Here is a 13,556-nt window from a genome sequence, read left to right as displayed (position 1 = left end):
TCAGGAATCCTGACATGACCTGCGAAAAATACTCGACACCACGCCGGTGGCTGCATTGGTGCTTTGCTGTGGTGGTCATCTGGGCTATCGCCAGTAACTTTGCCAGCGAATTGATGCAACTGCCTTCTTCCATCAAGGACACCATCGGCTTCATCAATGTCTCGCTGACCACCCTGCTGATATCTCTGTTCGTTCTGTGGCTGTTCTATATCTTCGCCGACTCTGATCCACAGGAGCCAGTACACGGGAGTCACGTCGCGCATCGACTGGCACAAGCTGGCCACCTTGCGATCTATGTGTACATCGCCGTGGTGCTGGTGACCGGCGTACTCGTGATAACGCACACGATCAGTGTCTTCATGTTGCTGGTAATGTCGCAGCCGTTCGATGACCCGCAACTGACCGGATTCTTCAATCTTATCCAGCGCTACAGCTGCGTGATGTTTGCGCTGCTGGTGGCTGGCCATGTCGCCGCGGTGATCATCCACCAGCGCAGCGGACGTGGTTTGCTCAAACGTACGAAATGATGCGCCCCCTTCCCGTGTTAATGCGCCTGCCACTGCGTCACCCCCTGCTGGTTCTCGGTATCGCCATGCTGTGTGCCTGGCTGGGCTGGCTCGGACAAAACAGTTGGAAGTACCAACAAGCCCTGAGCATGCAACCACAACCGCCGGCTGAGCCGACGCCTCGTGCGGGTGTGGGCCATTCGCCGCTGGACAGCCAGGCCATCGCCGAACTGTTCGGCGCGATACCGCCGACGCCCTTGGAAGCCGGTCAGGGCGCGATGGCGCTGACCTTGCTGGCCAGCCTCAGCGAAAGTCAGGCGCTGGAGTCGCGCGCGCTGATCCAGTCACCGCAAGGCGCCGCGTTCTACAGGATCGGCGAACGTCTGCCCGGCGGCGCCCTGCTCAAGGCCGTATACGTCGATCACGTGTTGATTCAGCGCGGCGGCCGCGAACACAGCCTGCAATTTCCTCAGCATCAGAATCGTTTGCTGGCTACCGCACAGAGAAGCCAGCCCCAGTCAACTCGACAGAACCTTCAAGCAGGGCGGCGCGCCCATAGCTCCCAGGCAGAGACCACACCATGAACCCGACCCGACTCACTGGGGTCGTGCTGATGCTCGGCACCCTTTTCACCCCGTTACCGACACTGGCCACCATAGGTGACGAGCGCCAGTGGACCTTGAACATGAAAGATGCCGAACTGCGTGATTTGGTAAGCGAGGTCGGCCAGATTACCGGCAAGACTATGGTTCTGGACCCACGCATGAACGGCAAGGTGACAGTGCAGTCCGCCACCGCGATGAACCAGAGCGGTATCTACTCGCTGTTCCTCACTGTTTTGCGCAGCCAGGGCTACGCCGCTCTTGATCAGGGCGACCGGGTGCTGATCGTGCCGGTGGCCGATGCCAAGACCAAGTCCAGCGTGACCGCCGGGGACGAATTCGTCACCGAAGTGCTGACCCTGCACAACGCCACCGCTAATGAGGTAGCCGCCGTGGTTCGTCCGCTGGTGGCGTCGGACGCCTATGTGGCGCCCTCAGCCACCTCCAATGCGCTGGTGGTGACCGACAGCGCCAGCAACGTCGCACGTATCCACCAGGTGGTGCGCGAGCTGGACAGTGCCGGCAGCCGCGCGTTCTCCACCGTCGAACTCAAGCACGCCTGGGCGCTGGAAATGGCCAAGACCCTCACCGATAGCGTCGCCCAGAATGTAAATGGCCCAAGTAACGCCAAAGCGATGGGCGATGCACGCAGCAACCGGGTCATCCTGATCGGCCCGGCGCAGATGCGCCAACGAATGGCCGAGCTGGCCAAGTCGCTCGACGTACCGGGCAGCGCCAACGACAGCGCCCGCGTCGTGCGCCTGCGCCACAGTGATGCCAAACAACTGTCGGAATTGCTTAACGGTATCGGTAAGCGCCTGAAAAACGGCCGTGGCAACGATGGCAACGCTCAGGGCGACTCAGTCCTGGTGAGTGCCGACATTAGCCAGAACGCTCTGGTGTTGATGGCCGAACCCGCACAACTGGCCATGCTCGATAAAATCATCAGCGAACTTGATCGCCCTCGCTCGCAGGTGCTGGTTGAGGCAGCCATCGTCGAAGTAAGCGGTGACATTAACGAGGCCCTTGGTGTGCAGTGGAGAACCCGCTCCGACCATATCATCGGCGGTACTAATTTCAGCGGCACGGGCCTGTCCATTGGCACGCTGCTGCGCCAGGAAGGGGACAAGCTGCCGAGTCTGCTGGATGGCGCCATTATCGGCCTGGGCAGTAGTGATTTCGGCGCACTGATCACCGCCCTGTCCAGCGACTCCAACAATAATTTGCTGTCCACGCCCAGCCTGCTGACCCTGGACAACGAGCCGGCGGAAATCCTCGTTGGGCAGAACGTGCCATTCCAGACCGGTTCCTACACCACCGATACGGCTGGCGCGAGTAATCCCTTTACCACCGTTGAGCGCAAGGATGTCGGCATCACCTTGAAGGTAACCCCGCATATCAACGAGGGCGACTCGCTACGCCTGAAGGTAGAGCAGGAGAGCTCCGAACTTGCCGCCGCCCCGGCGGGCGTCAGCACCAGCGACGTGATTACCAACAAGCGCTCGGTAAAAAGCACCATCCTGGCCGAGGACGGCCAGATCATCGTTCTCGGGGGCCTGATCAAGGACAATGTGAAGAACCAGGTGAGCAAGGTGCCGTTGCTGGGCGACATTCCGCTGCTGGGGCGCTTGTTCTCCAGCACCAAGGAGGTCAATGAGAAAACCAACCTGATGGTTTTCCTGCGCCCGACCCTGCTGCGCAACAGCGGGGATGGCGATGCGCTCAGCTCACGCAAGTATGACGACCTGCGCAAGCTCCGTTCGTCCAAGGACGCCGCCAACAACCTGCTGCCGAGCGACAAGCGGCGCCTGTTCGACAACCGCGATGATGGCAGCACGGTGGGTATGCGTGAGGCCCGCCCATGACCTCGTTCGCCGGACTGCCGTTCAGTTACGCCCGGCGCCACGGCGTGCTGCTCGAACAAGGTGAGACTGGCACGCGGCTGGTTTGCCGCGTCGGTACGCCGCTGGAAATCCGTTCCGAGGTTCGTCGTCATTGTGGCGCCATCCAGCACACTCTGGTGGTCGAAACCGAGGACTTCGCCCAACGCCTGGCCAGCCACTACCGCGACGGTGGCGACGACGCCATGCAGGTGGCCGAAGGATTGGGCGAACAGATCGCCGGGCAGAACGACTTGGCCAGCTTGGCCGAGCAACTGCCGCAAACCACCGACCTGCTGGATCAGCAAGACGATGCGCCGATCATTCGCTTGATCAACGCCATCCTCAGCGAGGCGGTAAAGGCCAACGCCTCGGATATCCATCTGGAAACCTTCGAGCAACACTTGTCCGTACGCTTGCGGGTGGATGGCCTGCTGCGCGAGATCCTGCGCCCGCGTCGCGAACTGGCGGGGTTGCTGGTGTCGCGGATCAAGGTCATGGCCAGGCTGGATATCGCCGAGAAACGCATCCCTCAGGACGGCCGCATTACTTTGCGCATCGCAGGTCATGAGGTCGACGTGCGTGTCTCGACTCTACCCTCGGCCCATGGTGAGCGGGTGGTGATGCGTCTTCTGGACAAACAGGCCGGGCGGCTCGAGTTGTCGCGCCTGGGTATGGCGCGCCTCACTCGGGAACAGCTGGAAGGCGCCTTGCGTCGACCCCACGGTATTCTTCTGGTGACCGGGCCCACCGGATCGGGCAAGACCACCACCCTCTATGCCGGCCTGGCCAGCCTCAACAGCCTTAGCCGCAACATTCTCACCATCGAAGATCCGGTGGAATACTACCTGCCCGGCATCGGCCAGACCCAGGTCAACACCAAGGTGGGCATGACCTTCGCGCGTGGCCTTCGCGCCATTTTGCGCCAGGATCCCGACGTGGTGATGCTGGGCGAGATCCGCGACCGTGAAACCGCCGAAATTGCTGTGCAGGCCTCGCTTACCGGCCATTTGGTGCTTTCCACCCTGCATACCAACAGCGCTGTTGGAGCCGTTACCCGTCTGGTGGACATGGGGGTGGAGCCCTTCCTGCTCAGCACCTCGCTGCTGGGTGTACTGGCCCAGCGTCTGGTACGAGTGCTTTGTCCCCATTGCAAGCGCGAAACCCAGGCTGACGAAGCGGCCTGCGCACATCTGGGGCTGAATCCAGCGACGCCGCCCAGACTCTGGCATGCGCTGGGCTGTGATGCTTGTCAGCACAATGGCTATCGCGGCCGCCAGGGAATTTATGAGCTGGTAGTGCTGGATGAAACCTTGCGCCAACTCATCCATCAGGGTGCCGGTGAGGCCGAGCTCGCTCGCCATGCACGGCAGTACGGTGCCAGCCTGTTCTCTGATGGCCGCGACAAGGTGCTGGCCGGCGTCACCAGTCTGGAAGAACTGCTGCGCGTGACGCGGGAGGACTGAGCATGGCTGCCTTCGACTATCTTGCCATGGATCCGAGTGGGCGCAAGTTGCGCGGGGTGCAGGAAGCCGACAGTGAACGCCACGCCCGCCAGCTGCTGCGTGAGCGCCATCTGGTGCCGCTGCGCCTGCGTACCACCCATGGCAGCCAGCGGCACAAAGGTAGTAGCCGGCGCAGTCTGGGCGCCGCCGAACTGGCTCTGCTTACCCGCCAGTTCGCCACCCTGGTGCAGGCGGCCCTTCCTTTAGCAGAAGTACTCGCTGCAGTGGCGGCCCAGTGCGAAAAGCGCAGCCAGCAAAGCATGGTGCTGGCGATCCGCGCCCGTGTTCTGGAAGGTCACGGCCTGGCCCGCGCCATGGCCGAATTCCCGCGTGCTTTCCCGCCGCTGTACCGCGCCACGGTGGCAGCAGGTGAGCGCGCCGGTCACCTCGACCAGGTGTTACTGCAACTGGCTGACTACACCGAGGCGCGCCAGGCCGCGCGCCAACAGATCCAGCTCGCCATGCTTTACCCGAGCATCCTGCTGCTGGCCGCTTTCGGCATCGTTGGCTTCCTGCTCGGCTTCGTGGTACCTGATGTGGTGAAGGTGTTCATCGACAGTGGCCAGGAACTGCCAGCGCTGACCCGAGGACTGATCGCCAGCAGCGGCGCGCTGCGTGACTACGGGGTGTTGTTGCTGGTGCTGCTGGGCGGGCTACTCGGTGCAGCCCGTCTGGCCCTGCGCAAACCAGCCCTGAGCCTGCGCTGGCACGGCGCGCAGCTGCGTCTGCCGGTGTTGGGCAAAGTACTGCGGGCGAGCAACTGCACCCGGTTCACCAGCACCCTGGCGATTCTCGGGCGTAGCGGTGTGCCCTTGGTGGATGCATTGGATATCGCCGTCGAGGTGGTGGCCAACCAGCGGATTCGCAGCGCTCTGCAAGACATCGCCCAGGCAGTGCGCGAAGGTGGCGGCCTGACCCGGGCGCTGGAGCGCAGCGGCCATTTTCCGCCGATGATGCTCTACATGATCGCCAGCGGCGAGCGCTCCGGTGACCTGATCGCCATGCTTGACCGCGCCACACGCCAGCAAGAAACGCAACTGGCGCACCGCATCGCCATGCTGGTCGGTTTGTTCGAGCCGGCAATGCTGGTGTTCATGGGCGCTAGCGTGCTGCTCATCGTGCTAGCGATCCTGATGCCCATTCTCAGCCTCAACCAACTCATTACCTGACAGAAAGGTGGACACATGCGCGCGCAACAACGGGGGTTCACCCTGATCGAAATCATGGTAGTGGTGGTCATTCTCGGGGTGCTCGCCGCCCTGGTAGTGCCGCAGATCATGAACCGTCCAGACCAGGCCAAGGTCACCGCCGCCCGAAGCGATATCCAGGCCATCAGCATGGCCCTGGACATCTACAAACTCGACAACCACGGCTACCCCAGCACCCAACAGGGCCTCGATGCCTTGGTGAGCAAACCCTCGGGTACCCCGCTAGCGCGCAGCTGGAATCCTGGCGGTTACCTCAAACGTCTGCCCGTCGATCCGTGGGGCAACGCCTACCAATTCATCGTGCCCGGTGGCGAAGGCAGTGCCTACGAGCTGTTTTCCTTCGGTGCCGATGGCCGTGCCGGGGGCGAGGGATTGAATGCGGACATTGGTAACTGGGACCTTTGACATGCCACGGCGCAGCGCTGGCTTCACCTTGCTGGAAGTGCTGGTGGTGATTGTTGTCATCGGCCTGTTGGCCGGCCTTGGCACCCTGGTGCAGAGTGATACTGGCGGACAGCAGGCGCGTCGCGAGGCCGAACGCCTGCGCACCCTGATCGGCCTGCTACGCGAAGACGCCCAGATCAATCAGCGCGAGTTCGGCCTGCGCATCGATAGCGACGGCTATTCTGTGCAACGCCTAGCTCCGGACGGCGACTGGGAGCCCGTCCCTCACTACCGGGCGCAGCGCCTGCCGGACAGTCTGAGTCTGCGCCTTGTGCTGGACGAGAATGCCCCTGTCATCAGTGCCCGCAATCGGCGCCACGCCCCGCAGTTGCTGGTGCTCTCCAGCGACGAGCTGAGCCCTTTCACGCTGCTGGTGGAACTGCGCAAGACCCCGCTGTTGGAGTTGTCCAGCGACGGCATACAGGAGGTGCGCCTTAGTGGAATGGAGAACTGAGCAACGCGGCTTCACGCTGTTGGAGGTGATGATCGCGCTGGCCATCTTCGCCACCCTCTCGATAGCGCTCTACAGTGCCGCGCAGCATGTCGTCGGCAACAGCGCTGGTCTGACCGAGCGCAGCCTGGCTCAATGGTTGGCGGAAAACCGTATGAATGAATTGCGCGCCCGCCTGCGACCCATCGCCAATGGCCACAGCGAGGAGCGCCTGAGTTTCGCCGGGCGCAACTGGCTGCTGCTCAGTGACATTGGCCCGGCACCGGATCCGCGCCTGTTCAAGGTCAGCCTGCAGGTGCAGATCACAGGCAGAGTACCGGTACGCCGCGCGCAACTGGTGGGTTTCATCGAGAGGCAACCATGACCCAACGCGGCTTTACCTTGCTGGAAGTGCTGATTGCCATGGCGTTGTTCAGCCTGCTGGGGCTTGCCTGCTATCAGTTGCTGGAACGGGTGCTGCACAGCGAGCAACGCATCGCTGTGCATGAAACCCGGTTGCGCGAAGTACAGCGCGCCCTTGGTATTTTTGAGCGCGACCTGACTCAGGCCATCGCCTATCCGTTGAGCGACGCCCCCAGCCGCCAAGCGTTGATCGGCCAGACAGACAACATGCGCCTGGTGCGCGGTGGCTGGAGCAATCCGTTGCAGCAGCGACGCAGTGAAGTGCTGGAAGTCAGCCATAGCTGGCACGATGGCACGTGGTTACGCCAGTACCGCAGCCTGCCCGGACGCGAACTGCAAACCCCGCAAGCACATTTACAGCGCCTGCTCGAAGGCATCCGCCTCAAGCGCCTGCGGTACATCGATGGCAAGGGTCGGATTCACGACGCCTGGCCGGTCGTCAGCTCGCCACTGAGCCTGCCGCAAGCGGTGGTACTGGAATTGGATGTGCCGGGTTTTCCGGACCTGCGCAGGGTCATCCTGCTTTCCGGCTACGAAGGGCCCGGTGATGCCTGAGTACCAAAACCAACGAGGCGTGGCCTTGATCAGTGTGCTGCTGATCACTGCCCTGGTCACTCTGATTGTCAGCGACATGCTTGCCCGCCAGCGCATGAGCCTGGTCAGCAGTGCCAATCAGCTCAACCACCAGCAACTCTGGCAACTGGCCCTGAGTGGCGAGGCCTGGGCACGACAGCAACTGCTGGCTGATCTTGGCGAGAAGGACAGCCTCAAGCGCGTACATCTCGCTCAGCACTGGGCCCAGGGCACACAGGTATTCGAAATCGAGGGAGGGCATATTCGCATTCAACTGGAAGATCTCGGCGGTCGCTTCAATCTCAACACCCAGCGCCCGGATGGCAACCGTATCCAGCGTGCCCGCTACCAGCGGTTGTTGGCGGTGCTCAAGGTACCCGCACACGACCCGGCCGGTCTGCCTCAGCGTTTTGCCAATGACGGCAAGCCGCTGCCGTATGCCGACAGTAGCGAACTGCAGCGCCTGGATCGGGTGGATGGCGCGAGTCTGCGTCGGCTGCAGCCCTGGCTCAGGACAATGGATGGTGCGCTGAACCTGAACACTGCCCCGGCTGAGGTGCTCGCCGCACTTGAAGGGCTTGATCTGGCCGTCGCCCGCGCCATCGTCCAGGTGCGCCCGGCCGAGGGCTATGGCAGCGTCCAGGCCTTCATCGAGCAGCCCCTGTTGCAGGACCGTGAGGTTCGCTCCCTGGGATTGGGTGTTAGCAGCGAATTCTTTCGCGCGACCCTCGATGTGAAAGTGGGTGACCAGCGCTTGCGACTGCTCAGTGACCTGCACACCAGTCTTGAAGGCCGGGTGACTGTGATTCGCCGCCGACTCGCCGTTCCCGATAGCACCTTGTTGGAGTAACCCTACGTGCAAGCCTGGCTTTATCTCACTACCCCCGCCGGGACCAACGACCGGCCGCTGATCTGGTGGCAATCCAATGGCGAGGTGTCCCAGGGCGACCTGGAGCAGGCCGCCGCAGACCTCAAGGGCGTGGAGCTGACCTTGCTGCTGCCCGCCGAAATCGCCAGCCATCACAATATTGAAGTGCCAGCCCGCAGCGGCCGCTGGCTGCGCCAGGCCATTCGCTCGGCTTTGGAAGAGAAGCTACTCGACGACTTCGACGACCTGCTCCTGGCCCAAGGCCCTTTGCGTGAGCGGCGGTATTGCCGGTTGTTCGTTCTGAAGCGCGACTGGCTGCATCAGGTGCTCGCCAGTCTCGCCCAGTGCAACTTGCAACCCCGGCGCATTCATATCGATGCCGACTGCTTGCCCGGCGATCGTGCACTGGCCCTACGCTGCGGCGGCCGCTGGCTGATTGGCGGCGCCACGCCCCAGCGCCTGGCACTGCTCGATAATGAAGTCGAGGACCTCAAGGGACAGTTGCCGCCGCACTTGCAGTGGAGCGAAGCCATACCTTGGCCGCTGTTGGCCGCAGGCTCGCACCAGGCCATTGATGTGTGCCAGGGGGTGCTGGCCCGTCGCGATAACAGTCATAGACTTTGGCCCGCGCTGGCATTGCTGGTCGCTGTGGGTGTCGGCGCGCAGCTGGTGCAGGATGTCAGCCATCGCCTGTTGCTGGATCAACGCACCGAGGCGTTGGCCCAGAGCAACCTGGCCAGTTGGCAGAAGCGCTATCCCGAGCAGAGCCGGGTGGTGGACCTGGCCCGCCAAGTGCGCGCCCGTCGACAACAGCTTGGCGAAACACGCCTGGGCGTGGCCCACGGCCTGGACAGGCTGGCCCGCCTTTGGCGCAGCAGCGGCGGTGCCATTGCTCAAGTTGATCGCCTTGACTATCTGGCTGGCGAGGGCTGGACTTTGCGCATTCAGGCACCCACCTTCGCCGATATCGAACGTCTGCGTGAAGGTCTGGTGAGCCAGGGACTGAGCGTGCTGTCTGATTCTTCCGTGCGCGACGCGAAGGGTGTCAGCGCGCGCCTGCAAATCAAGGAGTGACCCATGTCTGGCTTTTTTGCTCCGTTGTACCAGCACTGGCAGCGTTTGCATCAACGCGAGCGGGTCGCGTTGAGCGCGCTTGGCCTATTCGTCAGCCTGGTGCTGTTCTGGATGCTGATCTGGCAACCTCAACGAAATGCCCTATTGGATGCCGAGCGCCGTTACCAGCAGGGACTACAACTACAGGTCGAGATACTCAACCTGCCTCAAAGCGTTGCTAACCAGCAGGCCGATCAGGTGGTCGCCACCACCTTGCCCAGCTTTTTGGCCCGCACCAGCGACAATGTCGGAGTTGTCATCGAACGCATGGAGGGTGATGGCTCGGGAAGTATGAGCCTCAGCCTGGGCGGCACTCTGGACAGCGTGCTGAAATGGCTGGAAAAACTGGAGGCCAGTGGAGTAGCAGTAACCGCGCTGGGGGTGGAGGTGAGCCCCAGCGCCGAGGTGAAGGCGACACTGGCAGTGCAACCTCGCTGAACGGGGTTGGAACATCGACCCAGGGGAAACAGTATGACTCTGCAGGCAGCGAATTACGCGAGACACCATTGCCCTTAAAGCTGGAGTTCGGAAGGTTACTTGGCCGGAAAATATCTATTGGAATGGGGGTAGTCCAGATGCATATTCAGGATTGAGAACGCTCATAGCTTCTGATTTTTTGCGCCAAGGCCAGATTCTTCTCGGCGCCCTCACTCCCAGAATGTATTTCCCGGTGGCAGTTCGGGCAGATAGCGGCTACGTACTGAGGGTGGTCCAGGCCACCATCTGAGACACGGTTGGTATGGTGAGGCTCCAGGTATGGACTACCGTCAGGCTTGTTAAAGGGGGCGGGTTTTTCGCAGCTTTCGCATGTCCCATCGGCTCTCATTAAAACGTAGTGAGCTACCACGCGGCTGCGTTGATATATGTTTCGGGCGGTCGCTTGAGATGAGGTGGATGGTGCTCGTTGCGTAACGGCGAGGGCAGCCTCTCGCGCCGCCTCCAAACTGTCTTGGAGCGGGGGCGTTTCAGTAGCCTCTAAAGGAAGGCTTGGATCGCAGTCGGGGATCGCTTCAACCCGTGTGAGGCGAAAGACAATCGCACTACGAGGGGTGTCTTTTTGATCAAGCTGCTCTTCGGTGAACAAGCCTTCGCAAACAAAATCAACTCGGTTTGGTGGCTTCCACCAAAGGGATCATGAATTTCTGTTCTGCGGTCATACACAGCTTCGCGCTCTAAATGGAGATCGAGCATGATGCTGGAGGGTGTTTGAGTGGTTCGGTATTAATTCCTGCTTTGCGTAGGTATCGAGTGGTTTCAAACGCACCGGAGAACGACGCTTCAGCAATCTTTCGGGCCAAGCCACGATGGCTTTGGCTGGGTAGCGTTTGCCATGAACCGTGATGCAAGAGCAGTAGCGACGATTGGTTTCCCAGTTCGCCCAGTTGGGGGGGCTGAACTTCTCGTCGAACTCACTAAGTGCATGTTGAACCCGGTCCTTCGGCGTTGCCTTTGACACTGCGCGACTGTTCCCTTGATTGTGTAGGAAAGGGATGTTGCGATGTGAGTGGACGAATTTCAAGTGGCCATCATTTTTGAGCGGTTCTGGTCCAGCTCGTAATGCTGGTGAAATGACAGGCACTAACAAGGAAGTCGTCAGATTTTCCTGATTCCATGTAGTCCATTTCCCAATCATACTTTTGCTGCTTTCAAGCCATTGCAGTGGTTCCGTTAGGTCTCTAGTCTCGCCCAGTCGTTGCCAATTCAACGACCGGTTTTGACAGGCCGCATTAAATGAAACCATCTGTGCATCCGTGTAATGGCGGCTGTGCGTGGGGCACCTACGTGTGCGCCGGGTTTCTTCGTTTACCGGTCTGTCAACCCGCGTACAGCTGCCACCCCTTTGTTTGACAGCATGTGTGTGGTAGCTCCACTAAACGGAGTAATACCCAATGTTGAAAATAGTCCCCGACCCACCGCACCCCCCCAATCATTCGCTCGAAGACATCCTTGTCCAAACCTCCGAGCACTTGGTCTGTGCCCAGACCATCGCCCAGCAGGTCCTGCAGTTGCATTCCAAACCCCCAGAGCAGGCCCTGACCTTGGCCACCCTGCATGAAATCGAAAATGCCCACGCATTGGTTGAAGTGGCGTTAAGCAAAGTTCAGTTGCAGCATTAATCAGGTGACAGTAACAGCGGGTTGCCCGTGATCGGATAAGCGCTTTGCGCTTGATCGCGGGCTTTGCCCGGTCCCAGCATTCTTTTGGTGCAGTGCACTGCAGTAGGTGCGGCCAGGGAGGTTGAGATGGAAGAGGAGTCGTTGTTGAAGGCTGTTTCAGGCCTCAAGACTGTAGGCGTAGGTACCTTCGGTGAAGGCGAGGGCGGGGCAACCTCTGATAGGCTGTTCCGCGTCGAACCCGGACACAGCGCCGCGTTCGTCCTGGAGCAGGTCACCTTGTTGATGGGTTGTGTGCACAAACTCACCTTGCAAGCAGGCATTGAGCAGGACGCAACATCGGCTTGGGCAGCTCACTATCTGGTAGGGATGGCCAAGGCGCTGGTCGAGGACCTGGCGCACGGCGTGCTGGCATCTGCATAGGGCTGAAGCTGTGACCTAGGGCCAGTTCTCGACGGGGGAAGCCAGTTGAAGTGCCCGTCGCGCTACTGTCGCTGACTTCGGCGCTGAGCTGCGCGAGTGCTATGCCCGACGCTGTCAGTTTGTCGCCATTGCTCTTAGGTAACACTAGTTTCATTGATGGTGTTGTACTACCTGGGATGCAGTTCGAACTGCCGATCCAGTATTACCGCGCCAATGACGACACTGACTCGCGTGGCCATTCGCTGTACGGGCGGCAGCAAATACTGAGCACTGCCAAGCTAACGCACCTGGCCCGGATCCGCTCCGGTGCGGTCCTGGGCGCATTACGGCGCGGAAATCCAGCTGCCGCTGGCTCGTCTTGAACTCGATGCTGATGGCGGGCTTGACAGTGCGCGCGCCGGGGTAAACTGAAACAAATGGGTATCTATCTGTTTTTGTTGGTTAATAATTAATGGGTTACCTAGCTTGGAATACCAGTTGGAACGCTGCGTGATTTGGATTCCGATGGACGGTGCAATTTGAGCTCTGCCCCCCTTAAGCCGTAGGGCTTGAACCTATCAAGCAAATGGTCGTGAAAACGTTAGCCATGGCTGGTGAAGAGTTGCTGTTGATCGTTGCGCGCCACCCGCGCCAGACTACTTTGAAGAGTCTTTTGGAGTGCTTGGAAATGGAGTGCTCAAAGCCGATAGGCTCAGTTTACTGTAAGCTGATCGCTGGGGACGAGCAGGTCGGAGAAATTGGGCCATGAGACGTATTTTTGGGTACAATCCGGGATCGTTTCCAGAAGCCAGTTCATCCCCGCTTCCGGTCCGCGTATTCCGCACTCCCAGAGCTCGATCACTCGCCAGCCTGACCTGAGCAGTTCCTCTCGGTTCCTGATGTCACGCTTCACGTTCTGATCGAATTTCGTCTGCCAAAAATCCTCGCGGGTCTTTGGGATCGTGGCGTATCTGCAGCCCGGATGCCTGTGCCAGAAGCAACCCTGAACGAAGATGCAGACACGGTGGCGAGGGAGTACGACATCGGGTTTGCCTGGAAGATTTCGCTGATGCAAGCGATACCTGAAGCCGTGCCGATGAAGCATTTTCCTGACCTTCATCTCTGGCAATGTATCGCTGCCGCGGATGCCCGACATCATTCGAGACCTGACTTCTCTGCTGACTATGTCCATGAACAATCCCCAGATGAGCTTGCCCCTGACGCAGGATACCTCCTTGGAAAAAACTATTCCGCTTCGCGAGCCAATTCAAATCGTGGATTTCTTCGCAGGTCCCGGAGGCCTGGGCGAAAGCTTTGCCTCATCAGGCAATGGTAAGCGATTAGATATCGTCGTTTAGGCCGAGATGGACCCCGTTGCCCGTGAAACCTTGAGGCTAAGGGCATTCTTTCGCCGGTTGAGGCTGGCTAATTATGAAGGTTCACGCAGCCTGCGCAGGCGACACCTCGCGGCATTTTCATTACACTCTG

At 60.4% G+C, this 13,556-nt stretch carries 17 protein-coding genes; 15 read left to right on the top strand and 2 right to left on the bottom strand.

What is annotated here, in order from left to right; translation table 11 throughout:
* The first annotated feature begins 14 nt into the window (after positions 1–14).
* Genes ACIQUS_RS18345 through gspM form a run of 12 tightly spaced genes read left to right on the top strand, consistent with a single transcriptional unit; the run spans position 15 to position 9,990 of the window.
* The gene (locus ACIQUS_RS18345; protein WP_403049370.1) at positions 15–527 is read left to right on the top strand and encodes a cytochrome b/b6 domain-containing protein; all 513 of its coding nucleotides are present in this window, start codon (positions 15–17) and stop codon (positions 525–527) included.
* On the top strand, positions 527–1,090 hold the full coding sequence (locus ACIQUS_RS18340) for a type II secretion system protein N (protein WP_403049367.1): 564 nt from the start codon (positions 527–529) through the stop codon (positions 1,088–1,090). Before ACIQUS_RS18345 ends, ACIQUS_RS18340 begins: the two co-directional genes overlap by 1 nt.
* On the top strand, positions 1,087–2,973 hold the full coding sequence (gspD, locus tag ACIQUS_RS18335) for a type II secretion system secretin GspD (RefSeq protein WP_403049364.1): 1,887 nt from the start codon (positions 1,087–1,089) through the stop codon (positions 2,971–2,973). Before ACIQUS_RS18340 ends, gspD begins: the two co-directional genes overlap by 4 nt.
* Complete coding sequence (gspE, locus tag ACIQUS_RS18330) at positions 2,970–4,454, top strand: type II secretion system ATPase GspE (RefSeq protein ID WP_403049361.1); 1,485 nt, start codon at positions 2,970–2,972, stop codon at positions 4,452–4,454. The genes gspD and gspE overlap by 4 nt, the downstream gene beginning before the upstream one ends.
* A 2-nt stretch (positions 4,455–4,456) precedes the next feature.
* Complete coding sequence (gspF, locus tag ACIQUS_RS18325; RefSeq protein ID WP_403049358.1) at positions 4,457–5,662, top strand: type II secretion system inner membrane protein GspF; 1,206 nt, start codon at positions 4,457–4,459, stop codon at positions 5,660–5,662.
* Between the two features lie 15 nt (positions 5,663–5,677).
* Positions 5,678–6,106: a type II secretion system major pseudopilin GspG gene (gene gspG / locus ACIQUS_RS18320; RefSeq protein WP_403049355.1), complete on the top strand. Its 429-nt coding sequence runs from the start codon at positions 5,678–5,680 to the stop codon at positions 6,104–6,106.
* A gap of 1 nt (position 6,107) precedes the next feature.
* On the top strand, positions 6,108–6,599 hold the full coding sequence (gspH, locus tag ACIQUS_RS18315) for a type II secretion system minor pseudopilin GspH (protein ID WP_403049352.1): 492 nt from the start codon (positions 6,108–6,110) through the stop codon (positions 6,597–6,599).
* Positions 6,583–6,960 carry a type II secretion system minor pseudopilin GspI gene (gene gspI / locus ACIQUS_RS18310; protein WP_403049349.1) on the top strand — a complete coding sequence of 126 codons (378 nt, stop codon included), beginning with the start codon at positions 6,583–6,585 and terminating at the stop codon, positions 6,958–6,960. The genes gspH and gspI overlap by 17 nt, the downstream gene beginning before the upstream one ends.
* Entirely contained in the window at positions 6,957–7,553 is a 597-nt protein-coding gene (gene gspJ, locus ACIQUS_RS18305; RefSeq protein WP_403049346.1) for a type II secretion system minor pseudopilin GspJ, read from the top strand. Before gspI ends, gspJ begins: the two co-directional genes overlap by 4 nt.
* Positions 7,546–8,421 carry a type II secretion system minor pseudopilin GspK gene (gene gspK / locus ACIQUS_RS18300; protein WP_403049343.1) on the top strand — a complete coding sequence of 292 codons (876 nt, stop codon included), beginning with the start codon at positions 7,546–7,548 and terminating at the stop codon, positions 8,419–8,421. Before gspJ ends, gspK begins: the two co-directional genes overlap by 8 nt.
* A 6-nt stretch (positions 8,422–8,427) precedes the next feature.
* Entirely contained in the window at positions 8,428–9,513 is a 1,086-nt protein-coding gene (gspL, locus tag ACIQUS_RS18295; RefSeq protein ID WP_403049340.1) for a type II secretion system protein GspL, read from the top strand.
* 3 nt (positions 9,514–9,516) lie between these two features.
* Positions 9,517–9,990 (top strand): type II secretion system protein GspM, encoded by a 474-nt coding sequence (gene gspM / locus ACIQUS_RS18290; RefSeq protein ID WP_403049337.1) that lies wholly within the window; start codon positions 9,517–9,519, stop codon positions 9,988–9,990.
* Positions 9,991–10,135: 145 nt separating this feature from the next.
* On the opposite strand, the gene ACIQUS_RS18285 is transcribed toward gspM, so the two are convergent.
* Positions 10,136–10,378, bottom strand: coding sequence for an HNH endonuclease (locus ACIQUS_RS18285; RefSeq protein ID WP_403049463.1), 243 nt, complete (start codon positions 10,376–10,378; stop codon positions 10,136–10,138).
* A 1,063-nt stretch (positions 10,379–11,441) separates the two neighbouring features.
* Here ACIQUS_RS18285 and ACIQUS_RS18280 point away from each other — a divergent pair.
* Positions 11,442–11,669: a hypothetical protein gene (locus ACIQUS_RS18280; protein ID WP_403049334.1), complete on the top strand. Its 228-nt coding sequence runs from the start codon at positions 11,442–11,444 to the stop codon at positions 11,667–11,669.
* A 126-nt stretch (positions 11,670–11,795) separates the two neighbouring features.
* Positions 11,796–12,089: a DUF3077 domain-containing protein gene (locus ACIQUS_RS18275; protein WP_403049331.1), complete on the top strand. Its 294-nt coding sequence runs from the start codon at positions 11,796–11,798 to the stop codon at positions 12,087–12,089.
* 691 nt (positions 12,090–12,780) lie between these two features.
* On the opposite strand, the gene ACIQUS_RS18270 is transcribed toward ACIQUS_RS18275, so the two are convergent.
* Positions 12,781–13,260: a very short patch repair endonuclease gene (locus ACIQUS_RS18270; RefSeq protein WP_403049328.1), complete on the bottom strand. Its 480-nt coding sequence runs from the start codon at positions 13,258–13,260 to the stop codon at positions 12,781–12,783.
* Between ACIQUS_RS18270 and ACIQUS_RS18265 the strand changes: the two genes are divergently transcribed.
* Positions 13,259–13,426 carry a hypothetical protein gene (locus ACIQUS_RS18265; protein WP_403049325.1) on the top strand — a complete coding sequence of 56 codons (168 nt, stop codon included), beginning with the start codon at positions 13,259–13,261 and terminating at the stop codon, positions 13,424–13,426. The genes ACIQUS_RS18270 and ACIQUS_RS18265 overlap by 2 nt on opposite strands.
* Positions 13,427–13,556 lie beyond the last annotated feature (130 nt).

Source organism: Pseudomonas sp. NPDC090755 (genome assembly GCF_044769005.1).
Lineage (GTDB): Bacteria > Pseudomonadota > Gammaproteobacteria > Pseudomonadales > Pseudomonadaceae > Aquipseudomonas.
This window is presented reverse-complemented; position numbering and strand designations above follow the sequence as displayed.